This is a genomic window from Streptomyces flavalbus (assembly GCF_042674625.1).
Lineage (GTDB): Bacteria > Actinomycetota > Actinomycetes > Streptomycetales > Streptomycetaceae > Streptomyces > Streptomyces flavalbus.
On record NZ_JBHTEB010000001.1, the window covers coordinates 6,776,638 to 6,802,152 of the forward strand.

General features: G+C 75.1%; 20 protein-coding genes and 2 pseudogenes. 11 read left to right on the forward strand and 11 right to left on the reverse strand.

The features are described from left to right. Positions 1-17: 17 nt before the first annotated feature. Positions 18-1,340 carry a nucleotide sugar dehydrogenase gene (locus ACFQZ6_RS30260; RefSeq protein WP_381615376.1) on the reverse strand — a complete coding sequence of 441 codons (1,323 nt, stop codon included), beginning with the start codon at positions 1,338-1,340 and terminating at the stop codon, positions 18-20. A gap of 55 nt (positions 1,341-1,395) precedes the next feature. Beyond that, complete coding sequence (locus ACFQZ6_RS30265; protein ID WP_381615379.1) at positions 1,396-2,802, reverse strand: glycosyltransferase family 4 protein; 1,407 nt, start codon at positions 2,800-2,802, stop codon at positions 1,396-1,398. A gap of 80 nt (positions 2,803-2,882) precedes the next feature. Between ACFQZ6_RS30265 and wecB the strand changes: the two genes are divergently transcribed. The 4 genes from wecB to ACFQZ6_RS30285 all read left to right on the forward strand — a co-directional run bounded on the left by wecB (position 2,883) and on the right by ACFQZ6_RS30285 (position 9,022). Beyond that, positions 2,883-3,989: a non-hydrolyzing UDP-N-acetylglucosamine 2-epimerase gene (gene wecB / locus ACFQZ6_RS30270; protein ID WP_381615382.1), complete on the forward strand. Its 1,107-nt coding sequence runs from the start codon at positions 2,883-2,885 to the stop codon at positions 3,987-3,989. Between the two features lie 190 nt (positions 3,990-4,179). Continuing rightward, positions 4,180-4,809, forward strand: a complete 630-nt coding sequence (locus tag ACFQZ6_RS30275; RefSeq protein WP_381615384.1) for a class I SAM-dependent methyltransferase — start codon at positions 4,180-4,182, stop codon at positions 4,807-4,809. After that, entirely contained in the window at positions 4,809-6,842 is a 2,034-nt protein-coding gene (locus ACFQZ6_RS30280) for a hypothetical protein (protein ID WP_381615387.1), read from the forward strand. The genes ACFQZ6_RS30275 and ACFQZ6_RS30280 overlap by 1 nt, the downstream gene beginning before the upstream one ends. Then, a complete protein-coding gene (locus ACFQZ6_RS30285; RefSeq protein ID WP_381615390.1) occupies positions 6,839-9,022 on the forward strand; it encodes a glycosyltransferase in 2,184 nt (727 codons plus the stop codon). The genes ACFQZ6_RS30280 and ACFQZ6_RS30285 overlap by 4 nt, the downstream gene beginning before the upstream one ends. Here ACFQZ6_RS30285 and ACFQZ6_RS30290 read toward each other — a convergent pair whose 3' ends face one another. Beyond that, entirely contained in the window at positions 9,023-10,153 is a 1,131-nt protein-coding gene (locus tag ACFQZ6_RS30290) for an ATP-grasp domain-containing protein (RefSeq protein WP_381615393.1), read from the reverse strand. A 258-nt stretch (positions 10,154-10,411) separates the two neighbouring features. On the opposite strand from ACFQZ6_RS30290, the gene ACFQZ6_RS30295 reads away from it, so the two are divergent. Further along, positions 10,412-11,272 carry a metallophosphoesterase family protein gene (locus tag ACFQZ6_RS30295; RefSeq protein WP_381615396.1) on the forward strand — a complete coding sequence of 287 codons (861 nt, stop codon included), beginning with the start codon at positions 10,412-10,414 and terminating at the stop codon, positions 11,270-11,272. Then, positions 11,269-11,949, forward strand: coding sequence for a 4'-phosphopantetheinyl transferase family protein (locus ACFQZ6_RS30300; protein WP_381615399.1), 681 nt, complete (start codon positions 11,269-11,271; stop codon positions 11,947-11,949). Before ACFQZ6_RS30295 ends, ACFQZ6_RS30300 begins: the two co-directional genes overlap by 4 nt. A 7-nt stretch (positions 11,950-11,956) precedes the next feature. Here ACFQZ6_RS30300 and ACFQZ6_RS30305 read toward each other — a convergent pair whose 3' ends face one another. The 3 genes from ACFQZ6_RS30305 to ACFQZ6_RS30315 all read right to left on the reverse strand — a co-directional run bounded on the left by ACFQZ6_RS30305 (position 11,957) and on the right by ACFQZ6_RS30315 (position 13,821). After that, entirely contained in the window at positions 11,957-12,193 is a 237-nt protein-coding gene (locus ACFQZ6_RS30305; RefSeq protein ID WP_381615402.1) for a hypothetical protein, read from the reverse strand. Positions 12,194-12,588: 395 nt separating this feature from the next. Continuing rightward, positions 12,589-13,119, reverse strand: coding sequence for a toxin-antitoxin system, toxin component (locus ACFQZ6_RS30310; protein ID WP_381618763.1), 531 nt, complete (start codon positions 13,117-13,119; stop codon positions 12,589-12,591). 33 nt (positions 13,120-13,152) lie between these two features. Further along, positions 13,153-13,821, reverse strand: a complete 669-nt coding sequence (locus ACFQZ6_RS30315) for a helix-turn-helix domain-containing protein (RefSeq protein WP_381618766.1) — start codon at positions 13,819-13,821, stop codon at positions 13,153-13,155. A gap of 218 nt (positions 13,822-14,039) precedes the next feature. On the opposite strand from ACFQZ6_RS30315, the gene ACFQZ6_RS30320 reads away from it, so the two are divergent. Beyond that, entirely contained in the window at positions 14,040-14,714 is a 675-nt protein-coding gene (locus ACFQZ6_RS30320) for an MmyB family transcriptional regulator (protein WP_381615405.1), read from the forward strand. Between the two features lie 178 nt (positions 14,715-14,892). Next, a complete protein-coding gene (locus ACFQZ6_RS30325; RefSeq protein WP_381615408.1) occupies positions 14,893-16,944 on the forward strand; it encodes a phosphocholine-specific phospholipase C in 2,052 nt (683 codons plus the stop codon). A 111-nt stretch (positions 16,945-17,055) separates the two neighbouring features. On the opposite strand, the gene ACFQZ6_RS30330 is transcribed toward ACFQZ6_RS30325, so the two are convergent. Together ACFQZ6_RS30330 and ACFQZ6_RS30335 are read right to left on the reverse strand one after the other, a co-directional pair. Further along, complete coding sequence (locus ACFQZ6_RS30330) at positions 17,056-17,973, reverse strand: DMT family transporter (protein ID WP_381615411.1); 918 nt, start codon at positions 17,971-17,973, stop codon at positions 17,056-17,058. After that, positions 17,970-18,737 (reverse strand): phosphatase PAP2 family protein, encoded by a 768-nt coding sequence (locus tag ACFQZ6_RS30335; RefSeq protein ID WP_381615414.1) that lies wholly within the window; start codon positions 18,735-18,737, stop codon positions 17,970-17,972. Before ACFQZ6_RS30335 ends, ACFQZ6_RS30330 begins: the two co-directional genes overlap by 4 nt. A 198-nt stretch (positions 18,738-18,935) precedes the next feature. Between ACFQZ6_RS30335 and ACFQZ6_RS30340 the strand changes: the two genes are divergently transcribed. Then, the gene (locus tag ACFQZ6_RS30340) at positions 18,936-19,553 is read left to right on the forward strand and encodes a TetR/AcrR family transcriptional regulator (protein WP_381615417.1); all 618 of its coding nucleotides are present in this window, start codon (positions 18,936-18,938) and stop codon (positions 19,551-19,553) included. Between the two features lie 147 nt (positions 19,554-19,700). On the opposite strand, the gene ACFQZ6_RS30345 is transcribed toward ACFQZ6_RS30340, so the two are convergent. After that, entirely contained in the window at positions 19,701-20,810 is a 1,110-nt protein-coding gene (locus tag ACFQZ6_RS30345) for a DUF2510 domain-containing protein (protein WP_381615420.1), read from the reverse strand. Positions 20,811-20,995: 185 nt separating this feature from the next. On the opposite strand from ACFQZ6_RS30345, the gene ACFQZ6_RS30350 reads away from it, so the two are divergent. Beyond that, positions 20,996-23,689: an ATP-binding protein gene (locus ACFQZ6_RS30350; RefSeq protein ID WP_381615423.1), complete on the forward strand. Its 2,694-nt coding sequence runs from the start codon at positions 20,996-20,998 to the stop codon at positions 23,687-23,689. 19 nt (positions 23,690-23,708) lie between these two features. Here ACFQZ6_RS30350 and ACFQZ6_RS30355 read toward each other — a convergent pair. Continuing rightward, positions 23,709-24,416 (reverse strand): annotated as a pseudogene (locus ACFQZ6_RS30355) (alpha/beta fold hydrolase); the annotation flags it as partial. Between ACFQZ6_RS30355 and ACFQZ6_RS30360 the strand changes: the two are divergent. Continuing rightward, positions 24,387-24,572 (forward strand): annotated as a pseudogene (locus tag ACFQZ6_RS30360) (MarR family winged helix-turn-helix transcriptional regulator); the annotation flags it as partial. The pseudogenes ACFQZ6_RS30355 and ACFQZ6_RS30360 sit on opposite strands and share 30 nt — an antisense overlap. Here the strand turns inward: ACFQZ6_RS30360 and ACFQZ6_RS30365 are convergent. Next, positions 24,542-25,477 (reverse strand): DUF3048 domain-containing protein, encoded by a 936-nt coding sequence (locus ACFQZ6_RS30365; RefSeq protein WP_381618769.1) that lies wholly within the window; start codon positions 25,475-25,477, stop codon positions 24,542-24,544. The pseudogene ACFQZ6_RS30360 and the gene ACFQZ6_RS30365 overlap by 31 nt on opposite strands. Between the last annotated feature and the right edge of the window lie 38 nt (positions 25,478-25,515).

Genomic DNA, 25,515 nt, shown 5'->3' on the forward strand with positions numbered 1-25,515 from the left:
CCGTCGTGGGTCGCCGCTCAGAGCACCTCGACCCCGGGCCGGAAGATCCGCCCCCGGGTGTCGAACAGCAGGCGGGCGGCGTCGGCGAGGGCGGGCAGGTCGTAGCAGGAGTGGTCCTGGAGCAGGATCGTCAGGTCGTGGTCGCGTACGGCGGCCAGCGGGTCGTCGACGCGGGGCACCGGCACGTCGTCGACGGACCAGGCCGGAACGTGCGGGTCGTGGAAGGAGACCTCCGCCTCGCGCTGCCGCAGCAGCCGCGCCACCGGCACCGCCGGGCTCTCCCGCCGGTCGGCCACGTCGGGCTTGTAGGTGACGCCGAGCAGCAGCACCCGGGAGCCGTGCAGCGGCCGGTCGGCGGTGTTCAGCAGGTCCTGGGCGCGCCGGACGACGTACTCCGGCATCCGCCGGTTGATCTCCTGCGCGAGCCCCACGAACCGGAAGTCGTAGCCGAGCGAGGAACGCACCTTGTACGACAGGTAGTTGGGGTCGATGGGGATGCAGTGCCCGCCGACCCCGGCGCCGGGGCGGAACGCCTGGAAGCCGAACGGCTTGCTGTCGGCGCAGCGGATCGCGTCCCACAGGTCGACGCCCAGCTCGTGGCTGATGATCGCCAGCTCGTTGACCAGGGCAATGTTGACGTGCCGGTAGGTGTTCTCCAGCAGCTTGGCCATCTCGGCCTCGCGGGTGCCCTTGGCCTGCACGACGGTGTCGACGAGCTTGCCGTAGAAGGCGACCGCGCGGGCGGCGCAGGCGGGCGTGCAGCCGCCGACCACCTTGGGGGTGTCACGCAGCCCGTGCCCGGTGTTGCCGGGGTCGATGCGCTCGGGGGAGAAGGCGAGCGCGAAGTCCGCACCGGCCCGCAGCCCGGACTCCTCCAGGAGGGGCCGTACGACCTCCTCGGTGGTGCCCGGGTAGGTCGTGGACTCCAGCACGACGAGCTGTCCGGGGCGCAGCCGGGCCGCCACCGCGCGGACGGCGGCGGTGACCGCGCTGAGGTCGGGCCCGCCGTCGCCGTTGAGCGGGGTGGGCACGCAGATCACCACGGTCTGGGCGCGGGCGAGACAGGTGTCGTCGGTGGTGGCCGTGAAGCCGTTCGCCAGCATCCGGCGCACGTCGTCGCCGGAGACGTCGTCCACGTGGGAGCGCCCGGCGTTGAGCGCCGACACGATCCCCGGGTCCCGGTCGAGGCCCACCACGCGCAGGCCGACGGTGGCGGCCTCCCGCGCCAGCGGCAGCCCGACGTAGCCGAGCCCGATCACGGCGAGTTCCACAGTGAGTTCCACGGCGGGGGTCCGTACGGTTCCCTCGTCGCCGAGGGGTATGGACTGGTCATCCTGCATTGGGCTGCTCCCGTCACCGTCACCGGATGTGAGGTTGTCCGGCGTGGCCCGCGCCTCAGAGACAGCCGAGGGCGCGGTACGCCTCCCGGGTCGTCGCGGCGACCCGGGCCCAGGTGCGGTCACGCGCCACGATCTCGCGGGCGGTTCCACCCCATTCGCACCGCTTTCGACTGTAAAGAAGAGTTTCCAGCTCATCCGCCCAAGTCCGTGGCGAAGACGGGGGAATGAGGACTCCGGTCTCTCCCGGCTTGACGAGTTCCGCGAGCGCCGGAAGATCGCTGGCGGCCACCGGCAGCCCGCTCGCCATCGCCTCGACCGGCTTCAGCGGCGTCACCAGACGGCACACGCGCGTGTCGGTCCGCGGCACCGCGAAGACGTCCAACACCGCGTAGTACTCCCGCACTTGGGCGTACGGCACCCGCCCGGTGAACACCGCCGCCCCGGCGCCCAGGCCCAGCCGCTCGGCCAGCCGCAGCAGCGCCGGGCGCTCCGGTCCGTCCCCCACCACCAGCAGCCGCAGCGGCACCCCGCGGCGCCTCAGCTCGGCACCCGCATGGAGCAACGTGCCGATTCCCTCGTGTGGAGTAAGGCTGCTGACCGTGCCCACCACGAAGTCGTCCGGCGCGATGCCGAGCCGGGCCCGCAGCGGCGCCCCGTCCGGCGGCGGTGCGAGGAACTCCTCGTCCACCGCGTTCGGCACCGTCAGCACCCGCTCCTCGGGCACCCCGCGCGCCACGATCTCCGCCTTCATCGCCGCGCCCAGCGTCAGCACCAGGTCCGCCTCCCGCATACAGCGCGTCTCCAGCTCACGCCGGGCCCGGTACGTCGGGTCCGCGCTGGTCCGGCCCGGGGCCTGGGTCAGCCAGGTGTCCTCCAGGAAGCCGCGCACCTCGTAGACCACCGGCAGCCCGTGCGCCGCGCGCAGCGCCAGCGCCACCCGCCCGTTGCCGTGGTCGGTGGCCGCGTGCAGCACCGCGGGCCGCAGCCGCTCCACCAGTCGCCCGGCCAGCTCGGCGTTCCGCGCCAGCACCGCCGCCTGCCCGTACGGCAGCCAGCGCGGCAGCAGCCGGTGCTGCGGCACACCGCCGAGCACGTGCAGCGGACGGGCGTCCAGCACCCCCTGCGTCACCGGGAACCCGATCCGCGTCACCACGTGCGGATCGAGCCCGGCCGCCCGCTGCGCCTCGGCGATCTTCTGGGTGCGCACGGTGTACCCGGCCTGCTTGTACGGCAGCCCGTTGGTGACCAGGTGCAGCACCCGGCCCGGCACCGGACGGACCCTCCGCACGGGGAGGAGCGGCTGGCCTCCCCCGGACGGAGCAGCCGTCGGCCCCGCCGTCCGCGCCCGCCCCGCGAGCCGCCTCTCCAGCGGCCCCACCCGGCGCCGTACGGGCGTCGGCAGCAGCCGCAGACCGAGCAGCGCGGCACGGGCGGGGTCGTACCGCAGCTCGCCCCACGCCACGGATGCCGCCAGACTGAACGCACGAGTGAGATGGCACGACATGCCGCCACATTAGGTGGACAGAGCGGAGAAAGTACGACATGAACGGCCGTACGCGCCCCGTGCGCCCCGTACTTCACGTCGTCGGCACCCGACCGAACTTCGTCAAGGCCGCCCCGGTCGTCGCCGCCCTGCGCGCGGCGGGCTGCGCCCAGGTCCTGGTGCACACCGGCCAGCACTACGACGAACGGATGTCGGACGTCTTCTTCCGGCAACTGGGCCTGCCCGAACCGGACACCGACCTCGGCGTCGGCTCCGGCAGCCACGCCCGGCAGACGGCCGACCTGCTGACCGCCCTGGAGGGCGAGCTGACCGCGCGGGACCCGGCCCTGGTGGTGGTGTACGGCGACGTCAACTCCTCCCTGGCCGCCGCGCTCGCCGCCGCCAAGCTGGGGATGCCCGTCGCCCATGTGGAGGCGGGCCTGCGCAGCTTCGACATGTCGATGCCGGAGGAGGTCAACCGGCGCCTCGTCGACCAGGTGGCCGAGCTGCTGTTCGTGACCAGCCCCGAGGCGGTCGGCCACCTCGCCCGCGAGGGCGTCGACCCCGGCCGGGTCCACCTCGTCGGCAACCCCATGATCGACACCCTGCTCACCCATCTGGACCACTTCGACCCGGCCGCCGCCCGCACCGCGCACGGACTGCCCGAGCGCTACGGCGTCGTCACCCTGCACCGCCCCGCCAACGTCGACGACCCACGGGCCGCCGAGGCCGCCGCCCGCGTCCTCACCGAGGCCGCCCGGCTCCTCGACCTCGCCGTGCCCCTGCACCCGCGCGGCCGGGCCGCCCTCGGCGCGGCGGGCCTCGACGACGCGCCCGGTGTGCACGTCCTCGACCCGCTCGGTTACGTCGAGTTCATGAGCCTGGTGCGCGGCGCGACCGCCGTCATCACCGACTCCGGGGGCGTCCAGGAGGAGACCACCGTCCTCGGCGTGCCCTGTCTGACCCTGCGCACCACCACCGAACGCCCGGTCACCGTCACCCACGGCACCAACCGGCTCGTCGGCCACGGCGAACTCGTCCCCGCGCTGCGCAAGGTCCTCGACGGCGAGGCGGAGGCGCCCGACGAGGGACCGCCGCTGTGGGACGGACGGGCCGGGGCCCGGATCGCCGCCGAGGTCGTGCGCTGGCTGGACCACCATGGCTGAGGCCAGCCGCGGGTACGGGGCGGCGATGTCGGAGGCCAGCCGGGGCTACGGGGCGGCGATGTCGGAGGCCAGCCGCGGGTATGGGGCGGCGATGTCGGGAGCCAGTCGCGGCTACGGGACCGCGGTGTCCGGGGCCAGTCGCGGGTACGGGACCGCGGTGTCCGGGGCCAGCCGCGGGTACGGGACCGCGGTGTCCGGGGCCAGTCGCGACTACTGGGACACCCGCCACCGCGACCACGACGACCTCGCCTCCGGCGGCCACATCGGCCTGGACCGCGCGGGCAACGAGATCTTCTACGCGCTGCGGCTCGGCGCGCTGCTGCCGCTCATCGGTGACCTCGCCGACGAGTCCGCGCCGCTGTTCGTGCTCGACGCGGGCTGCGGCAAGGGGCACTTCGCCCGCGCCCTCGCCCGCTGCGGGCACCGCGTCGACGCCTTCGACGCCAGCGAGGAGGCCGTCGCGCACGCCCGCGCCCGGGGCGGCGGCCCGCGCTGGAGCGTCGCCGCCCTCGACGAGTGGCGCAGTGCCTGGCCGTACGACGTCGTGCTCTGCGTCGACGTCCTCTTCCACGTCCTCGACGACGCGGAGTGGGCGGCGGGCCTGCGCAACCTCGCCTCCCTGGTGCGGATCACCGGACGGCTGATCCTCACCGACGAGGACACCGCCACCCGCCGACCGCGCGGCGACTACATCGTGCACCGGCCCACCGCCGACTACCGCGCCCTGCTCGAACCCCTCGGCCTGCGGCACACCCACTTCCGCCCCTACGGCTTCCGCGAGAACGAGGTCGGCTTCCACGTCTTCACGAGGACCCGCTGATGCGCCTGACCGATCTGCTCCACCCCCACCTCGACGGCGTCACCGCCGTCGTCGACGCCACCACGGGCGGGCTCTCCCTGGAGCCCTACCTGCACCTGCCCGCCGACGTCCCCCTGCACCGCGGCGACCGGGACGTCGGGGAGGGCGAGCTGGTGCTCGTCTCCTACGGCCCCGAGGCCGCCCTGCACGGCAGCGAGGACGACCTCCTCGCCGTCCTCGCCCGGCTGCGTCCCGGCGCCCGCGGACTGCTGCTGTTCGGCCACCGCGGGCCCGAACTGCCCTACCACCGGCTCCTGGACGCCCTCGTCGCCCACCGCTGCCAGGTGCTGCGCGCGGCGCCCCTCGACTACGTCCACCTGCACGCGGGCGCGGTCTTCGTCCGCACCGACGAACTCCTGCCGCCGCACGACTACGCCGGGCGCCCCGTCCCCACGGAGGGCTTCGCCACCGAGCTGCGCGTCGCCGACGAGTACGTCCTCGCCGACCTGGTCTCGCGCACCCTGCGCGCCCGCGTCCTCGACCTGGAACGCGACGCCGAGGACGCCGCGCGCACCGGGGGCCCCGCCCACGCGGACGGCCTCACCGAGCGGCTCGCCGCCGCCGTACGCGAGAAGGACCAGCTCGCGACGGCCTTGCGCGGCGCCCGGGAGCGGGTCGCCCTGCTGGAGTCGCGCGTGGCCATGCTGGAGGGCTCCACCTCCCTGCGCGTCGGCCGCGCCCTGGTCTCCGCGGCCCGCTCCCCACGCCGCGCGGCCCCCCGACTCCCGGGCGAGCTGTACGGGCTGTGGCGCGAGCGGACGGGGGGCACGGGGGCGCGGGAGCTGTACGGGCGGTGGCGGGGACGGACGGAGCCCGCGGCGCCCCCGGCGACCGAGCCCGCTGGGCGGGGTGCGGGGCAGGGCCCGGCTGTCACGCACGCCGGGCAGGGCGCGGGGCAGAGCCCGGTCACCGCGTCCGCGCCGTGGGCCTCGGTCATCAGGGCCCTCCGTCGGGGCCCCGCCACCGCGCCCGCCGGGCGGCGCCCGGTCACCGCGTCCTCCGCCCCGACCCCGTCCGTCCCCCCACCCCCCGCCCCGGACACCCCCGTCTCCGACGGGCGCCCCCACCTCGCCCACCGCGCGTTCACGTCCACCCCCCGCGACCGCATGGTCATCGTCGGCGTCCTCACCGAGGCCACCGCCGCCGATCTCGCCGGGGACGCCGTCGTCAACCGGGCGCTCCCGCACGACGGGCCGCCGGTCGTGCGGCGCACGGAGCCGGACGCGCTGGTCGTGCAGCTCAGCGCCTGCACCGGCGACGGACCCTGGGCGCTCACCGGCACCGGCGTCGCGCCCGACCTCGACCGGGCGCTGGCCGAGCTGCTCACCGAGACCAGGGCGCTCGGCGGCGCGTGCGTGCTGTGGCGGGACGGCCCGGCCGCGGCGGCGCCGGGGCTCACCCGGTTCGCCTGGGACGCCGTGCTCGACGCGGACGCCGGGGTCCGCCTCGCGGACCTCGACCCCGCGGCGGACGGCAGACAGCGGCTGCGGGAGGTGTTCCGCGCCGAGTGCACCCGCGTGCGCCTGTCCCAGCTCGCCCGCCGCGTCGGCGCCCCCGACCCGCTGGACCAGCGCCGCGTCAGCGTCCTGGCCGACCCGAAGGACCGCGCCGACATCGCCCGGCTCGCCGCCCAGGTGCTCGGCCAGCGGCACCGGCCCGCCGAGGTCGTCGTACCCGACCCCACCGGACTCGACGAACTCCCCGCCGCCGGGGTGCCCGTGCGCACCGGCGCGCCCACCGCGCCCTGGGTGGCCGACTGGACCGACCTCACCGAGGACCGCCCGGACACCCTGCTCCTCGACCTGATGTGCGCCCAGGAGTACTCCGGCGCCGACGCGGTCGGTGACACGCCCACCGCCGACGACTACCTGTACGTCCCCGAAGTGCGCCCCCTGCTGGTGCGCCGGACGCTGCTCGCGTCCGGCGGGCCGCCCGAGACCTGGGCCCGCCAGGGGTACCGCCTGTTCGCCTGGTGCGGAAAGGAACCGACATGAGCCGGACGCTGAACGCGCTCGTCTACGGCGACGTCGACCTCAACCTCATCGACGGCTCCGCCGTCTGGGCCCAGTCGACGGTGCAGGCGCTGTCCCGCGCGGGCTGCCGGACCCGCCTCGTCCTCAAGGCACCCGTCCGCACCGGCCGACTGGTCGACCCGCTCGCCGGGCTGCCCGGCGTCACCGTCGTACGCCCCTACGAGGAACGGCTGCTGCCCGGCCAGGGCGACCACCCGCTGTCGCCCCTGCAGGCGTCCCACCTGCTCGCCCGGCTCGACGAGGACGACCCCTGCGACCTGCTCGTGCTGCGCGGACGGCGGCTGGTCACCCGGGTCGTCGCCGACGGGTCCTTCCAGGGCCGTATCTGGGCCTATCTCACCGACATCCCGCAGTCCGCCGCCGAGATGACCGAGGAGGCCCGCGCCGACCTCACCCGCATCGCGGTGTCCTGCCAGCGCCTGCTGTGCCAGACGGAGGAGCTGCGCGGCCTGCTGGAGACCTGGGTGCCCGAGGCCGTCGGCAAGTGCCTGCTCAGCCCGCCCGCCGTCCCCGAGCCGGACTTCGACGTGCCCGAGGGCGACCGCCCGCACGACCCGTTCCGGCTCGTCTACACCGGCAAGTTCGCGCCGCTGTGGAACACCCTGCCCATGACCCGGCTGCCCGCCCTCCTCGCCGAACAGGGCGTCAGGGCCGAACTCCACACCGTCGGCGACAAGATCCACGACGACCCCGCGCACCCCGACTTCCAGGCCGCCATGGCCCGCGCCCTGGCCGCCACCCCGGGCGTCCTGCACCACGGCGGGCAGCCCCGCGAGGAGGCCATGCGGCTGGCCGCCGACTGCGACCTCGGCCTCGGCTGGCGCGAGCCGGCGCTCGACGCCAGCCTCGAACTGTCCACCAAGGTGCTGGAGTTCGGCGCCCTCGGACTGCCCGTCGTCCTCAACCGCACCCCCGCCCACGAGGCCCTCCTCGGCGCCGACTACCCGCTGTACGTGCCCGGCCGCGCCGGGATCGACGACGCGGCCGAGGCGGTCGTACGGGCCGTACGCGAACCCGGGGCCCGGCGGCTCGCCGCCGACCGCTGCCGGGACGCCGCCGCGCGCCACACCCTCCAGGTCGCCGCCGACCGCTGGCGCGCCCAGCTCGACCAGGCGTTCCCCGCCGCACCGGCCGCCGTGACCGGCCGCCCCCGGCCGCTGCGGGTCGGCGTCGCGGGCCACGACCTGAAGTTCCTCACCCGGCTCCTGGACCATTTCCGCGCCCTGCCCGGCCTGGAGGTCCGCGTGGACGCCTGGGCGGCGCTCGCCCGCCACGACCCCGCCGAGAGCCGGGAACTCGCCGACTGGGCGGACGTCGTGGTCGTGGAGTGGTGCGGCCCCGCCGCCGTCTGGTACAGCCGCCACAAACGGCCGGGCAGCCGCCTGGTCATCCGGCTGCACCGCTTCGAACTGGACGCCCAGTGGCCCCGCCAGGTCGACATCGACGCCGTCGACCAGGTGATCTGCGTCAGCACCTACTACGCCCGGCGCACCCTGGAGCACACCGGCTGGCCGGAGTCCAAGGTCACCGTCATCCCCAACTGGGTCGACACCGACCAGCTCGACCGCCCCAAGGCGCCCGGCGCCCGCTTCCGCCTCGGCATGATCGGCATCGCGCCCAGCCGCAAACGCCTCGACCTCGGCCTCGACGTCCTTGAGGCGCTGCGCGCCCACGACCGCCGCTGGCACCTCTCGGTCAAGTCCAAGCCGCCGTGGGAGTACTGGTGGATCTGGAACAAGCCCGAGGAACGCGCCCACTACGACGCCGTCCTGCGCCGCGTCCAGACCTCACCGCTCCTCGAAGGCGCCGTGGTCTTCGACGCGTACGGCGCCGACGTCGCCGGATGGCTGCGCCGCGTCGGGCACGTGCTGTCCACCAGCGACGACGAGAGCTTCCACCTGGCCCCGGCCGAGGGCATGGCCTCCGCCGCCGTCCCCGCGCTGCTGCCCTGGCCCGGCGCCGACGAGATCTACGACCGCCGCTGGATCCACCAGGACCCGCACGCCATCGCCGGTTCCCTCGCCGAACTGGACGAACACACCTGGCGCGACACGGGCCAACTCGCCCGCACCCAGGTGCGAGAGCGGTTCTCCCTCACCCGGGTGGCCGGGGACTGGACGGACCTGCTGGTGTCGGGCTAGCTACAGCGGCAGCGCCTGCGCCGCGCCCGGCACGTCGGACCGTACCGGCGTCGGCGGAGCGGGCGCCCGCACCGGGTCGGGCTCGTCCGTCCGCTGCTGCGGCAGCGACACCGCGCGCAGCGGGCGGGGGCCCGACACCACCGTGTAGTCCTGGCCGAGGAACGGCGGCACGATCTCCCCGGGGTCCTCACCGAGGGCGAGCTGCACCGCGGCCCACGGGGCGTTGACCCCGCACAGCGAGAGCTGGTGCAGGCCGCCCGCGGGGCGGGTGTTGACGTCCATCAGGACGGGCCGGTCGCCGAACATCCGGAACTGGATGTTGGACAGGTAGCGCAGCCCGAAGCCCTCCGCGATCCGCCGGGCGGGCTCCAGCCACTGCTCGCTGAGGGTGAAGCCGCGACGGCGCCCGTTCTTGGTGCGGCCGACGGCCAGCCGGATGCGGTTGTCCGGGCCGGTCAGACAGTCCACCGACACCTCCGGCTGCTCCAGGCGCGGCATCACCAGCCAGTCCACCGGCTCCGCCGCCTCCCGCAGCGCGCCCAGCACCAGGTCGAGGGGCACGTAGGGGCTGGGGAAGCCGTTGAGGTGCATCAGCGAGAAGGGGGCGCGTGTGATGACGCGGAAGCCCACCCCGCCCGCCCCGGACGCCGGTTTGAAGCACACCTTGTGGCCGTCCGCCTCCAACTCCTCCATGGCGGCGAGGAGTTCGTCGGCGGAGCGGACCCGCCACCAGGGCGGCACCGGCGCGCCGATCGCCCGCACGGCCTCGTAGGCGACCGCCTTGTCCTGGAAGACGGCGACGGCCTCGGGCGGCGGCGCCAGCAGCGCCGTACCCGCGTCCTCGAACTCCGCGCGGTGCGCGACCACCGCCGCCTGGTGCAGCCGGGGCACGAACACGTCGATGCCGCGCCGGGCGCACTGGTCGAGGGCGTACTCGACGTACGCGGCCGGGGACAGGCCCTCCGGCTCCAGCTCCGCGGTGTCGGCGGCGGCCAGCACGGGGGAGTCGGGATCACCGTGGGTGGCGTGGATCTCCACCGCGCGGTCGCTGGGATTTCGGCGCAGCTGATCCATGAAGAAGACGTTCTCCGCGTACGTGCGGTTGAGCCAGACGCGTACGCGAGAGACCATGCAGGCCGCCTTTCACGGTTCGCGGGCACGGCGGAGCGGGCCGTGCCCGGCCAGGATAGTGGGAGGTACACCAAGCCGCCCTCAGAAAGAGGAGGTTGGGGGCGCCGGTGTTGGGGCGATCATACGGCTTCGCGGCGGCCCCGCGTGCAACGCGCGTGTTACGGATCGGCCCGCGGTCCCGGCCCCGGGGCGCCCTTGCCCGGAACGGGGCGCGTGTGCTGTCGTGGTCGGGTCCGTGTGATCGTGAGGGGGCGACAGGTGACATCGACGGCCGGTGGTGCCGGGCAACTGCTGGCCATCAGCGACCTGCACATCGGGTACCCCGAGAACCGCGCGCTGGTCGAGGCGATGCGCCCCGAGTCGGACGACGACTGGCTGCTGGTCGCCGGGGACGTCGCGGAGACCGTCTCCGCCGTCCGCTGGGCCCTCGCGACCCTCGCTGGCCGCTTCCGCAAGGTCGTCTGGGCGCCCGGCAACCACGAACTGTGGACCCACCCCAGCGACCCCGTCACCCTGCGCGGCGCCGCCCGCTACGACCACCTCGTGGAGGTCTGCCGCGAACTCGGCGTCCTCACCCCCGAGGACCCCTACCCGCTCTGGGAGGGCCCGGAGGGACCGGTCGCCGTCGCGCCCCTGTTCCTGCTGTACGACTACTCCTTCCTCCCGGCGGGCTGCGCCACCAAGAAGGAGGGGCTGGAGTACGCCCACTCGACGGGCGTGGTCTGCAACGACGAGTACCTGCTGCACCCCGACCCCTACCCGACCCGCGAGGCGTGGTGCCGGGCCCGGGTCGCCCTGACCGAGCGCAGGCTCGCCGCGCTCCCCGAGGACCTGCCGACCGTCCTCGTCAACCACTACCCGCTGGACCGGCACCCGACCGACGTCCTGTGGTACCCCGAGTTCGCCATGTGGTGCGGCACCCGCCTCACCGCCGACTGGCACCGCCGCTTCCGGGTCCGCACCATGGTCTACGGCCATCTGCACATCCCGCGCACCACCCACCACGACGGCGTCCGCTTCGAGGAGGTCTCGGTGGGCTACCCCCGCGAGTGGCGCCGCCGCGACCGCCCGCCGGGCCAGTTGCGCCGCATCCTGCCGAGGGAGGTCGCGGCCCGGTGATCGAGGAACTGCTGCCCGCCACGGTCGTCGCCGTGGAGGCGTACGGCGCCGACGGCACCGAACCCCCGCCGCTCTACCCGCAGGAGGCGGAGCTGGTGGCGCAGGCGGTCGCCAAACGGCGCCGTGAGTTCGCCACCGTACGCGGCTGCGCGCGCCGCGCCATGGAGAAGCTCGGGGTGCCCGCGCAGCCCGTGCTGCCCGGCGAGCGCGGGGCGCCGCGCTGGCCCGCCGGGCTGACCGGCAGCATGACCCACTGCGACGGCTACTGCGCCGCCGCCCTGGTCCGCGCCGCCGACCTGGCCTCCCTCGGCATCGACGCCGAACCGCACGGGCCGCTGCCCGGCGGGGTCCTTGAGGCGGTGGCCCTGCCGTCGGAGCGGCGCCGCCTGGACGAGCTGTGGCGGGCGCACCCGGCGGCGCACTGGGACCGGCTGCTGTTCAGCGCCAAGGAGTCCGTCTACAAGGCGTGGTTCCCGCTCACCGGGCAGTGGCTGGAGTTCACCGAGGCGGACATCGACCTCCGGGTCACCCCGGGCCCGGGGCTCGGCGGCACCTTCCAGGCCGAACTCCTCGTCCCCGGGCCGCTGGTGGCCGACCGCCGCCGCGCCCACTTCGACGGCCGCTGGACCATCCAGCGCGGCCTGACGGCGACGGCGGTCGCGGTCCCGTACGACTGAGCGCCCCTCAGGGCTCCGGACACCAGCTGTGCAGCAGCCGGAAGAACCTCTCCTCGTTGCCCGCGAGGCCCGCCGCCGCGAGCGCCCGCTCCGCCTCGGCGAGCGCCGACGGCGGGACGACGGCGGGACGGCTCGTGCCGGGCGGTCCGGGGACGGTGTCGAAGGCGGCGCGCACGGTGTGCAGCAGCCGCAGGTACGCCTGTACGGCGGTGCGCTCACGGTCGGTCAGTACGGCGGTCGGCATCGGTCGGCTCTCCCCGTGTCGAGGTCGTCGGTCGCACGCCCCGCACGGCGGTGGCGCGCCTCCAGCTTGCCGCCCACCACTGACAATCCACCCACGCTCGGCCCGCGTTCGCCCGCTTAGCGCAGGCGGAACCCCACGAAGCCCACCGCTTGCCCGGCGCGGAACCCGGCCGCCGCACGCTGCGGAGCGCGCCGTTTGACCGGCGCGGAACCCGGCCGCCGCACGCTGCGGAGCCCGCCGTTTGACCGGCGCGGAACCCGGCCGCCGCACGCTGCGGAGCCCGCCGTTTGACCGGTGCGGAGCCCCGTCCCCGCCGAGCGCCGCCCCTGCACGGCGCGCGGAGCCCCGCCCCTGCACGGCGCGGCGCCTTGCCACCGAGCGGCGTGGGACCCCGCCTACCCCTGAGGTCCCAGGTAGCCGAGGGACGTCTCGATGCGGCCCGCGAGGTCGTCGCGCTGGCCCGGGCCGCGGGTGGCCGGGCCCGTCAGCAAGGTGCGGCACTTGCTGGCGAGGAGCAGGCCGAAGCTCTCGGCGTCCTTCTCGTCCTCCAGGTCGAAGCGGGTGCGGGCGGCGATCTTCAGGACGGTGGCCCGCAGGTCGGCCTCGTCGTCCAGCAGACGCGCGGCCACCGCGACGCCGTCGACGTGGTGGTGGCGGTGCCCGGCTGTCATGTGCCACAGCTCATGCCCGAGGATGACCAACTGGTGGTCCGGCGCGGTGCGCTCCTCGACGACCACGACGTCCTGCTCGGCCATGTCGAGCCACAGCCCGCTGGCGGTGCCCGGTGGGAAGGCCGCCGTACGGAAGACGACCGGGCGGCCCCGGCGTCTGCTCATCGCCGCGCACAGGGCGGCGTACAGGTCGGCGGGCCGGGCGGGCACGGGCAGCGAGAGCTCGGCGAGCAACTCGCCGCACAGGCGGCGCATCTCCCTACCGATCCCCACAGAATCTCCCCCGGATCACGACTCGGGCCGCTGGACGCTCTCCAGGAGCATGTCCAGCCACTCCGCGACCTTGTCGCGGTGCTGGTCGGTGGGCAGTTGCGCCGCCCGCCAGGCGATCCCGCGCACGCCGTGGTCCTGGAGGAGCCGCTCCAACGGGTCCTCGGCCTCCGCCGCCGCGGCCTGCCGCTCACGGTCGGCGAGCTGCTGGAGCAACTCCTGCTCGGTACGCTGCAACGCGCCCGCCAGCGCCTCCGGGTCCTCGGCCGTGAGGAACCCGGCGTGCACGCGGAAGAAGCGCTGCAGGGCGTCGCAGTGCTCCATCGTGGGCCGCCGGTCGCCGTTGATCAGCGCGCCCGCCTGCTGCCGGGACATGCCCGCGCCGTCCGCGATCTCCTGCTGGGTGTACTTGCGGCCGTTCGGCTTGAGCCGGGTGCGGCGCAGCAGGTCGAGGCGTTGCAGGAAGCGGGCCTGCACATCGGGCTCACCCGCCGCACGGCCGCTGAGCAGCTCCCTGACCACGGGCTCCGGCACCCCGCAGGCGACGGACAGCCGACCGGTGTCGAAGACCTCCGCGTGCGCCACGCCGAGCCGGTCGGCGAGCGCGGTGACGCGGGAGACGACGGCCGGAAGCGCGGCCGTCACCGTGGCGCCCGGAACCTCGTAGCCATCCGTCCCCACCGACAGGTCTCCTACGTCTCTCACAGGCTTCTCACAGATGGTTGCCGTGAACTTCCCGGAGAGTAGCCCGTGGTTCGAACTCACATCCAGGTCTCGCCACAACTGTGGCCAATTTCAGCCGTCAACCAGCATGAAATGCCACGATAGTTGACACGCCTCGCCCGGGGGCACCAGGATCAAGGCGCCGCGTGAAGGGCCGCAGAGGCATAAGGGGTGACCTCCCGATGGCATATCAGGCAGGTGGGCAGCGGTCGGCGCCGCGGCCCGTCCCCGAGAACCCGGTGGCCGAGGCGTACCTCCGGGACTACGTCGCCTTCCTGGAGGCCGTGCCCTTCCCCTCGCTCGTCGTGGACCACCGTTGGGACGTGGTCCTCACCAACGGCGCCTTCCGGACACTCTTCGCCGCGGTGGGCCCACACCCGACGGCCATGCCGGACGACAACTTCCTGCGGTTCGTGCTCTTCCACCCGGACGCGGGCGCGGTCCTCGGCGAGCACGAGGCCCGCTGGTGCCTGCCGATGCTCGCGGACTTCGCCGCCGCGGTGGAACGGCACGGCCATGACGTCCAGCTCCAGTCGATCCGCCGGGACATCGCCCAGGACCCGATCATGGACGCGGCCTACCGGCAGGGCCTGCCGCACTGGATCCGGGCGGTCGGCGCGGCGGGCGTCGAGCACGACGGCGCGGTCCGTCCGCTGCTGCACCCCGACCCGCGCTGGGGCGCCACCGACTGCCGGATCGTGTGCGAGACCCCGCGGGCCCTGGAGGAGATGGGCTACTCCCGCCTGACGATGGTCCTGCGCGAGCCGCGCCGACCGTCGTCCCCACCGCCCCACCAGCGGGCCCGCGCCCGCCGCCGGGTGAGCCACCTGCGCGTGGTCCCCACTCCCGAGAGCTGACCAGGCACCGTCGGCGTTCAGGTCGCCGACGGCGCCTCGGTCGGCCCGGGGCTCCCGCGGTCCGCGCGCCCGCCGTACCCATGACCTTCACCACCGGGTCACCCGGGACTTCCGTGTCGTTCGGAGCCGTTGGACCACACTCCCCTCACAGCTGTCCCACCAGTCGAGAGGCTTCTCCATGGCCGACGTCAACCGGCGCCGTTTCCTCCAGCTCGCGGGGGCCACCACGGCCTTCAGCGCGCTGTCCGCCAGCATCGAGCGGGCCGCCGCCATCCCGGCCGACCGCCGCTCGGGCACCATCGAGGACGTCGAGCACATCGTCGTCCTGATGCAGGAGAACCGGTCCTTCGACCACTACTTCGGCACGCTGCGGGGCGTACGCGGCTTCGGGGACCCGCGGCCGGTCACCCTGGACAGCGGCAAGCCGGTCTGGCACCAGTCCGACGGCACGAGGGACCTGCTGCCCTTCCGCCCCACGGCCGACGACCTCGGGATGCGGTTCCTCCAGGGCCTGCCGCACTCCTGGCCCGACGGCCAGCAGGCCTACCACGGCGGCAAGTACGACCGCTGGGTGCCCGCGAAGGGCCCCGTGACGATGGCGTACCTGACCCGGGAGGACATCCCCTTCCACTATGCGCTCGCCGACGCGTTCACGGTCTGCGACGCCTACCACTGCTCGTTCATCGGCAGCACCGACCCCAACCGCTACTACATGTGGTCGGGCCACACCGGCAACGACGGCACCGGCGGCGGCCCGGTCCTCGGCAACGACGAACTCGGCTACGACTGGACGACGTACCCCGAACGCCTGGAGGACGCGGGGGTCTCCTGGAAGATCTACCAGGACACCGGGGACGGCCTGGACGCCGACGGCTCCTGGGGCTGGATCTCCGACGCCTACCGCGGCAACTACGGCGACAACTCGCTGCTGTACTTCAACCAGTACCGCGACGCCAGCCCCGGCGACCCGCTGTACGACAAGGCCCGCACCGGCACCGACGTCGCGGGCGGCGACGGCTACTTCGACGAGCTGCGCGCGGACGTCAAGGCGGGACGGCTGCCGAAGGTCTCCTGGATCGTCGCCCCCGAGGCGTTCACCGAGCACTCCAACTGGCCGTCCAACTACGGCGCCTGGTACATCGCGCAGGTCCTGGACGCGCTCACCGCCAACCCGGCCGTCTGGTCGCGCACCGCCCTGTTCATCACCTACGACGAGAACGACGGCTTCTTCGACCACGTGGTGCCGCCGCTCCCGCCGACCTCCGCCGACCGCGGCAAGTCCACCGCGGACGCCTCCCTGGACGTGTTCCCGGGCAGCGCCCGGCACGTCGCCGGACCCTACGGGCTCGGCCCGCGCGTGCCGACGCTCGTCGTCTCCCCGTGGAGCAAGGGCGGCTACGTCTGCTCCGAGACCTTCGACCACACCTCCCTGATCCAGTTCATGGAGGCCCGCTTCGGGGTGCGCGAGCCGCAGATCTCGCCCTGGCGCCGTGCCGTGTGCGGCGATCTGACCTCGGCCTTCGACTTCTCCCGCGCCGACGCCCGCCCGGCCGCCCTGCCGGACACCGACGGCTACGAGCCGCAGGACCGCGACCGCCACCCCGACTACCGCCCGGCGCCGCCCGCCGACCCGGCGATGCCCGTCCAGGAGCCCGGCCTGCGCCGCTCCCGGCCGCTGGCGTACGTCCCGCGCGTGGACGGCGCCCTGGACCCGGCGACCGGCCGCTACACCCTCACCTTCGCCTCGGGACCGAAGGCGGGCGCGGCCTTCCACGTCACCTCGGGCAACCGCGCCGACGGCCCCTGGACGTACACGACCGAGGCGGGCACCTCCGTCTCCGACACCTGGAACACGGCGTACTCCGACGGCGTGTACGACCTGACCGTGCACGGCCCCGCCGGTTTCCTGCGTGCCTTCAAGGGCGAGGGCGGCGCCCGCGGCCCCGAGGTGACCGCACGCCACCGCGGCGACGACGTCGAGCTGACCCTCACCAACCACGGCGACCGCACGGCCCGGCTGACCCTGGCCAACGCCTACGACGGCCGCTCCCGCACCCTCACGGTGCCGCGCGGCGCCACCGTCCGGCACACCGTCGACCTGGGCGCCAGCCGCCGCTGGTACGACCTCACCGTCACCCACGCCACCGACCCGGCCTTCCTGCGCCGCTTCGCCGGGCACGTGGAGAACGGACGGCCCGGGGTGAGCGACCCGGCGACGATCACCCGGTAGCCCGGCGACGATCACCCGGTAGCCCGGCGACCCTCACCCGGTAGCCCGGCGCCCCTAGCCCGGTAGCCCGGCGCCCCTAGCCCGGTAGCCCGGTGGCCGGGCGGGCGGCGCTCACAGCCGGGTGAGGCGCCGGTGGGTGGACCGCCGCCGCTGTCCCGGCAGCGGCGGTCCGCCGGACGCCACCACCTGGGTGGGCGCCGCGCGGCCCGGTTCCGGGGCCGCCCGGGACAGCAGCACCACGCCCCAGGACGCCAGCGCGGCGCCGGTCAGGGCGAGCAGCACGCCCACCGGGCCGCCCCGCAGCCGTTCGCCGAGGAGGCTGACCCCGATCACCGCGGCGGCGACCGGGTTGGCCAGCGTCACCACCGCGAGCGGCGCGCCCAGGCCGCCCCGGTAGGCGGTCTGCGCCAGCAGCAGCCCGACCGTGGCGAACGCCGCCACCAGCAGCGCCACCCCCACGACCTGGGCGCCCAGCAGCGGCCCCGAGCGGTCGGTCGCCGCCACCGTCACCGTCTGGGTGAGCGCGGACGCCACCCCGGACGCCACCCCGGAGGCGGTGGCGTGCCGCAGCCCGGGGCGGGCGCCCGGCCAGGCGAAGGCGCAGATCAGCGCCGTCGTCGCGGCGGCCACCCCGAGCGCCTCCGGCACGCTCAGCACGTCGTCGGGCGCGGGCCCGGACGCCGTGAGCAGCAGGGCGCCGAGCCCCAGCAGGGTCAGCCCGGTGCCCCGCCACTCCACCGCGCTCACCCGGCGCCCCGCGATCCGGGCGCCCAGCGGCACCGCCGCCACCAGGGTGAGCGCGCCGAGCGGCTGCACCACGGTCAGCGGGCCGTACCGCAGCGCCACCACGTGCAGCAGCGCCCCGGCGGCGTTCAGCAGCACCGACCACCACCAGGCCCGGTCGCGCAGCAGCCGGGGCAGCCCGGCGCCCGCCGACCGGGAGGCCAGCCGCTCCTGCGCGACCGCCGCCGTCGCGTACGCGAGCGCCGACAGCAGCGACAGCAGCACGGCGGCCAGCGCGGCGCTCACCGGCCCGCCCTCGCGAGCGCGCCCGCCCCGGCCCGCGCCAGCGTCCCGCCGCCGCGGCGCACGGTGCTCGCCGCGCGGCGCGGCGCGTGCACCGTGAGCAGGGCGAGGCCGAGCAGGACGGCCGCCACCAGGGCGTCCAGCCAGTAGTGGTTCGCCGTGCCGACGATCACCAGCAGGGTGAGCAGCGGATGCAGCAGCCACAGCCAGCGCCACCGGGTCCGGGTCGCGACGATCAGGCCGACCGCCACCATCACCGCCCAGCCGAAGTGCAGCGACGGCATCGCCGCGAACTGGTTCGAGAGCTGGTCGCTCTCCGGCGGCCCGTACACCGACGGGCCGAAGACCCGCGCGGTGTCCACGAGCCCGGTCGGCGTCAGCATCCGCGGCGGCGCCAGCGGGAACGCCAGGTGGACGACGAGGGCGGCGGCGGTGACCGCGGCGAGCACCCGGCGCGCCCACACGTAGTGCGCGGGGCGGCGCAGGTACAGCCAGACCAGGAAGGCGGCGGTGGCCGGGAAGTGCACGGTGGCGTAGTAGGTGTTCGCGAGCCGCACCAGACCGTCGCCGTGCAGCAGCAGCGACTGCACCCCGCCCTCGCCGGGCAGCCGCACCGCGCGCTCCAGGTCCCACAGGTGGCGGGCGTTGCGGAACGCCTCCGCGGTGTGGCCCGCGGCCAGCGTGCGGCCCAGCTTGTACGCCAGGAAGAGGCCCGCCACCAGCAGCAACTCCCTCAGCAGCGGTGGCCGCGCGGTCCTCGCAGTCATCCCGGCCCCTTCACTGGCGGTGTGCCGACCGGCCCCGGCGGGCGCGGAAGCGGTCACGTGTGTCATCGATACGTCTCCGTACCGATACGCGAGTGTACCGATACGGTTCGGTACCGGTACACTCGCGTATCGATAGACGTACGCCACACTGGAACCCCGCGCCCCGCTGACCGCCCCCACAAGTCAGGAGCTGAGCCGATGACGTCGTCCCAGGCCGCGGACCGACCGGAACCGGTCGGCGCCTCGCGCCGCTCCAAGCTGACGCCCGAGCGTGAGCAGGAGTTCTTCGACGCCGTCCTGGAACAGATCCGCGCCTGCGGCTACGACGCCGTCAGCATGGAGGGCATCGCCAGCAGCACCCGGTGCAGCAAGTCCACGCTCTACCGGCAGTGGAAGACCAAGCCGCAGTTCGTCGCGGCGGCCCTGCGCTCCCGGCGCCGGGTCCGGTTCGCCGGGATCGACACCGGCACCCTCGCCGGGGACCTGCGCGCGGTCGCGCGGGCCGCGGAGGACTGGTCCCACAAGGACAGCCGGTTGCTCCAGGCCCTCGGGCACGCCGTCATGGCCGACCCGGAACTGGCGAGCGCGCTGCGCGAGGCGCTGGTGGAGCCCGAGATCGGCTCCCTCGCGGAGATCCTGCGGCGCGGCGTGGAGCGCGGCGAGGTCGCCGCGGACCATCCCGCGCTGGAGTACGTACCGGCGCAGTTGTTCGGGGTGCTGCGGGTGCGCCCGCTGCTGGAGGGCGACCAGCCCGACCCGGACTACCTGCTGCGCTTCGTGGAGGCCGCCGTGCTCCCGGCGCTCGGCCTCACCTGATGCCCAGGCCGCCGTCCACGGGATGACTGGACGGCGACCTGACCGCGCCGCACCGTGGGGACGGGGGCGGCGCGCACCCCCCGGCCGGGCGGGGCGCTCCCTGAGCGGAGGGGCGCCCCACCCGGCCGGTCGGGCACGGGGGACGGCTCAGACGTCCTGGCCGCTGCCGCCGCCGACGAACGACGACTCCTTGATGCTCTTGGTGATCTCGTCGAGCAGCGACACCTCCTGGTCGGTGTCGAGCCCGCAGCGGACCACGACCAACTGCTTCGCGTTGCCCGGCGAGGGGAACACCAGCGACATGACGTAGCCGTCGGAGCCCTTGTTCGTCACCGCCTTCCAGCGGACCTGGTAGCCCTTCTGCCCGGCCACCGTCACCGCCCCCGACTCCAGCACCTCGTGCGAGGTGATCCCGCCGTAGGTGTCACCGCCGTAGGACTCCTTCGCGTTCGCCGCGATGTCCGCCTTCGCTACCTCCTCCGGGGTGTCGCCCTTGGAGCCGAGCGCGACCGCGGGCGCCGAGTACGCGCCGCCCTTCGTGCAGTCCTTGGAGGTGTCGCCGGGGCACTTGTAGGTGGTGTCCGACGCCATCTGCGCGCCCACCGTGGCCTGCTGGCCGGTCCAGCCCTCCGGCACCTTCAGGCTGATGCCGTTGACCGGGTCGGCCACGGTGCCGCCGCCCTCGACCTCCGGCGGCTGCGAGCCACCGGGGCCCGGGGTGTCGTCGTCGCCGTCCCCACCGCCCGAGCCGCCGCTGCCGCCGTCGCCGTCCGGACCGCCGTTGTCGCCGCCGCCGTCCTCGCCGCCCGGTCCGCCGAACGGGCCGCCGGACTGTCCCTGCGACGACCCGGCCCGGTCGCCGCCGCCACCGCCGTCGTCCTTGGTCAGCGCCCACACGCCGACGCCTATGCTCGCCAGCACCGCCACCGCGACCCCGACCGCTATCCCGGTGCGCAGCCCGCGCCGGGCGGGGGCCGGGGGCTGCCCCGGGTAGCCGGGGTGGCCGCCGAAGGCCGGATAGGCGGGCATTCCGGGCTGCGGCACGCCCGGCTGCGTGGGATAGCCGGGCGGCGCCGGATAGCCGGGCGCGGCGGCGGAGTCCGCCGGGGACGGTGCCGGGGGACCCCACGCGGCGCCCGACCCCGCGGGACGGACCTGGTCCGTCCATGCCTTGCCGTCCCACCAGCGCTCGGTGGGCGGCCCCTCATTCGTCTGCCCGGGGTCGGGATACCACCCGGGAGGAGTCACCTGCGTCATGCCCCCACCGTATGAGGCGTCGGTGAAAGCCGTATGAGAGGGGCGACCACCCCCGGCCCCCGCGCTCCGCCCGCCGGTCGGCGTCATCCGTGGCGGGAACAGTCACCGGACCACCCCCCGCCGGGACTTGGGGAGGACTACGCTCGCCCCTGTACGTCGTTCGGGCGACTCGGGGAGGTAGCGGGATGACGGAGGCACGGCCCATGCGGGCCGCCCCGGCCGCCCTGTGGGAGCGCGACCGGGAGGTCACCGCCATCGAGGAGGCGGTCGACAGGCTGTGCGCCGACCGCTCGTCCTCGGGCGGCCTGCTGGTGTTCTGCGGCGAGGCCGGGCTCGGCAAGACCGCGCTGCTCGCGGAGACCCGCAGGATCGCGGAACTGCGCGGCTGCACCGTCTGGTCGGCCCGCGGCGGCGAGACCCTCAGGTCCGTCCCCTTCAACGTCGTACGGCAGTTGCTCCAGCCCGCCCTCGTCACCCTGCTCCCCGAGGAGGCCCGCGAGTACCTCGGGGACTGGTACGACATCGCGGGCCCCGCCCTCGGCATCGCCGACCCCGGCGGGCGGCGGGCCGACCCGCAGGGCGTGTGCGACGGCCTCGTCGCCGCCGTGCGCCGCCTCGCGGGCCGCGACTGGCCGCTGGTCCTGCTGATCGACGACGCCCACTGGGCCGACGAGGAGACCCTGCGCTGGCTCGCCGCCCTCGCCGAACGGCTGCGCGAGATACCGGTGCTGGTCGTCGTGGCCCGCAGGCCCGGCGAGATCAGCGGCGACGGCGCCCGCCACCTCGACACCGTCGCCGCCGCGGCGGGCCGCCCCGTCAGCACCCTCAGCGCCCTCACCCCCGACGCCACCGCCGGGATCACCCGGGCCACCGTCGGCGCCCACGCCGACGCCCCGTTCTGCCGCGAGGTGTGGGCCGTCACCGGCGGCAACCCCTACGAGACCGTCGAACTCCTCGCCAAGGTGCAGGACAGCGAACTCACCCCCACCGAGGTCTCCGCGGGCGAACTGCGCGCCCTCAACCGCTCCGCGCGCGGACGCGGCCTCGTCGCCCGCCTGGAAGGGCTCGGCGTCGACGCCACCCGGTTCGCCTGGGCCGCCGCCATTCTCGGTGACGCCATCTCCGTCCGGCTGGTCGCCCAGCTCACCACCATGGACCGCGACACCGCCGCCCGCTGCGCCGCCCTGCTGCGCACCGCCCGCATCCTCACCGTGCCCGACCCGGCCGACCCGCGCGCCGACGACGGCGAGCTGGAGTTCGTGCACCCGCTGATCGCCACCGCCGTCTACAACTCCATCCCGGAGGGCCTGCGCACCGCCATGCACGGCATCGCCGCCCAGGTCGTCACCGACTCCGGGCTCGGAGCCGCCGCGGCCTCCCGGCACCTGCTCCAGGTGCACCCCGACGACGACGCCGAACTCGTCGACCAGTTGCGCGAGGCCGCCCGCGAACACCTCGCCGTCGGCGCCCCCGACGCCGCCCGCCGCTGCCTGGAACGCGCCCTGGAGGAACCGCCCCGGCCCGAGGTGCACGCGCGCGTGCTCTACGAACTGGGCTGCGCCACCCTGCTCACCGCGCCCGCCACCACCATCGGCCACCTCCAGACCGCGCTCGCCATGCCCGGCCTCGACGGCGACGCGCGCGTGGACGCAGTCTTCCGCCTCTCCCAGGCGCTGCTCCACAACGACCAACTGGAGCAGGCCGTCCGCACCGTCGAGGCGGAGGCCGCCCGGCACGACGCCGGTCCCGCCCGGCTGCGGCTCCAGGCCGTGCAGTACATGTGGGAGGGCGTCTACGCGGGCGAGGCCGCCACCCCCGGCCGCTCCGAGCGGCTCGCCCGGCTCGCGGGCACCTGCACCGGCCGCGACAACTCCGAACGCGCCCTGCTCATCCTGCGCGCCTTCGACGCCATGACCCACGGCGAGAACGCCGTCGAGGTCGTCGAACTCGCCGACCAGGCCCTCGTCAACGGCCGCCTCGCGCCCGGCCTCGGCTGGACCGACACCGAGTGGGGCGTCGAACTGCTGATGATGCTCGGCAGCGCCTATGCCTACGCCGACCGTCTCGACCGCGCCGAGAGCCTGTTCGCCGAGGCCCTGCGCGCCTACACCAGCGCGGGCTGGAGCGGCGGCCACCTCGCCCTCGCGCACGCCTTCCTCGGCCTCGCCTACCGCAGGCAGGGCCGCCTGAAGGACGCCGAGGAGGTGCTGCGGGAGTCCCTGCGGCTCGCCGAACGCGTCGGCCGCGGACTGCCGCTGTACTGGTCGGCGACGTGCGGCCTGGTCGACACGCTGCTCGCCCGCGGCCACGTCGACGAGGCCTGGTCGATCGCGGACCGGTACGGCTTCGCGCCGCCGTACCCGTCCACCATCGTGCTGCCCGACATCCGCTCGGTGCGCGGCAGGCTGCTGCTCGCCGTCGGCCGCACCGAGGACGGCGTCAACGAACTGGAGGCCGCCGAGAAGGCCGCCGCCGCCCGCGGCGGACACAACCCCGTGCTCGCCCCGTGGACCGTCGACCTCGCCCGCGCCCTCGCCGGTGACGACCCCGCGCGGGCCGCCCGGCTCGCCGTCGACGCCCGCCGCCAGGCGGAGCGGTTCGGCACCGACACCGCGATCGGTGAGGCCGTGCGCTGCGCCGCCGCCCTGGAGACCGGCCAGCGCAAGGTCCGCCTCGCCCAGCAGGCCGTCGCCTACCTGGAAGCCTCGCCCTGCCTGTACGAACACGCCGCCGCGCGCGTCGAGTACGGCATCGCCGCCCGCTCCGCCGCCGAGCTGAACCGGGGCCTGGCGCTGGCCCGCTCCTGCGGCGCGGACGGCCTGGCCGAGCAGGCGCTGACGGCCCGCCGCACCCTGGAGACCGGCAGCCCGCTGACCTGACGGCAGGCCAGCCGGTCGGGTCCTCCTCGGCCAGCACCCGCCGCGCCACCGCGAACGCCGAGTTCGCCGCCGGGACCCCGCAGTACACCGCCGTCTGGAGCAGCACCGCGCCGATCTCCTCCGGCGTCAGCCCGTTGCGCCGCGCCACCCGCACGTGCGTCGCCAGCTCCTCGTAGTGGCCGTGCGCCACCAGCGCGGTCAGCGTGATCATGCTGCGCTCACGGCGGCTGAGCGTCGGGTCGGTCCAGATCTCGCCCCAGGCGCAGCGGGAGACGAAGTCCTGGAAGCGGGCCGTGAACGGCGTCTGCCGTCCCTGCGCCCGGTCCACGTGCGCGTCGCCGAGCACCTCGCGCCGCACCGCCATGCCCCGCCGGGCCACCCCCGCGCCGAAGTGCGCCCGCAGCGCCGTCAGCACCTCCCCGGGCCGTTCGGCGGGCGCCAGGTGCGAGGCGCCGGGGATCTCCACCAGCGCCGCGCCCGGCACCGCGTCCGCGATCTCCCGCAGGTGCTGGGGTGGCGTCGCCGGGTCCTGGCGCCCGGCCACCGCGAGCGTCGGCACGGTGATCTCGGGCAGCGCCTCGCGCAGGTCGAACGCGGCGAGCGCGTCGCAGCAGGCGGCGTACGCCGCCGGGTCGGCGTCCCGGTGGTCGCGGACCAGCGCCGGCACGGTGAACCCGGGCGTGAACCAGCGGCCGGGCGCTCCGCCCGCGAGATGTACCAGGTCCTCCTCGCCCCGCTCAACGCCGAGGAGCGGGCCCTCTTCCTCGACCTCATCGGCCGGGTCGCCGACGCGGCCGAGGGGCTCCGCGACCCGGCGGAACCCCTCGTCGACCAGCCGTGGCCCGGCGCGGCTCAGTCCTTGACGAACACCACCCACACCTGACCGTCGGCGAAGTTCACCGGCCTGCCGTCCCCGGTGGTGAAGCGGGTGCCGTCGGAGGCGATGTCGCGCTTCCAGTGGGCGTCGTAGACCCTCCCGTCGCGCAGCACCTCCGCCCGCCCCGAGCCGACCGTCTCGATGAACGGCGTGAAGTTGCCGTTGGAGTCGTGGAAGTCGGAGGTGCGCATGTGCACGTGCTGCACGACCACCGTCGCGGGCGCCAGCCGCCGCCCCTCCGTGGATCGCGCCTCGGTGCCGTCCATCGCCACCAGCCACCCGTCGCGCCGCTCGGACCAGGTGAACGTGAACGACGCCGCCGGGAAGCGCACGGTGCGCGCGTCGCTCGGCGTGCCGCCGTCGGGCGCGGCGCCGTAGCGGAAGCCGGTGCCGGTCAGCGCGTCCCGGCCGGGCGCGGCGGCCAGCAGCCGGGCGGGGCGCAGGTAGAGGTTGTGCGGGGCGGGGCGGCCGGGACCGCGGAAGTAGGCGTCCCGGGTCCGGCCGGGCGGCTCGGCCCGCAGCGGCGCCTCGTCGATCAGCGGCAGCAGCTTGCGCTGCGCGCCCGAGAAGGCGAGCGTCGGCCGGTGGAACTGGCGCAGCAGCTCCAGGTCCGACTCGCGCGCGCTGCGCACCGGCCCGACGACCTCCGGCAGCCGGGTGGCGTACACCGCCATCAGTCGGCTCAGCCCGCCCTCGACCTGCTCGGCGTAGACGATGTCGGCGGCGTCGAGCCCGGTGTGCGGGCGGGCCTGCCGGGCGTTGTCGATCTTCACGGCCAGCACCGCGCCCGACGGCGTCCGCGAGGGGGTCCGCTCGGCCGGGGTGCTCTCCGGCGCCCGCCCGTCGTCGCGCTGGTCCCCGCCGCCGGTGCAGCCCGCCGTGAGGGACGCGGTCAGCGCGACGACGAGCAGCGCCGTCGCGCTGGCGAGCCGTCGGCCGCGCCGGACGG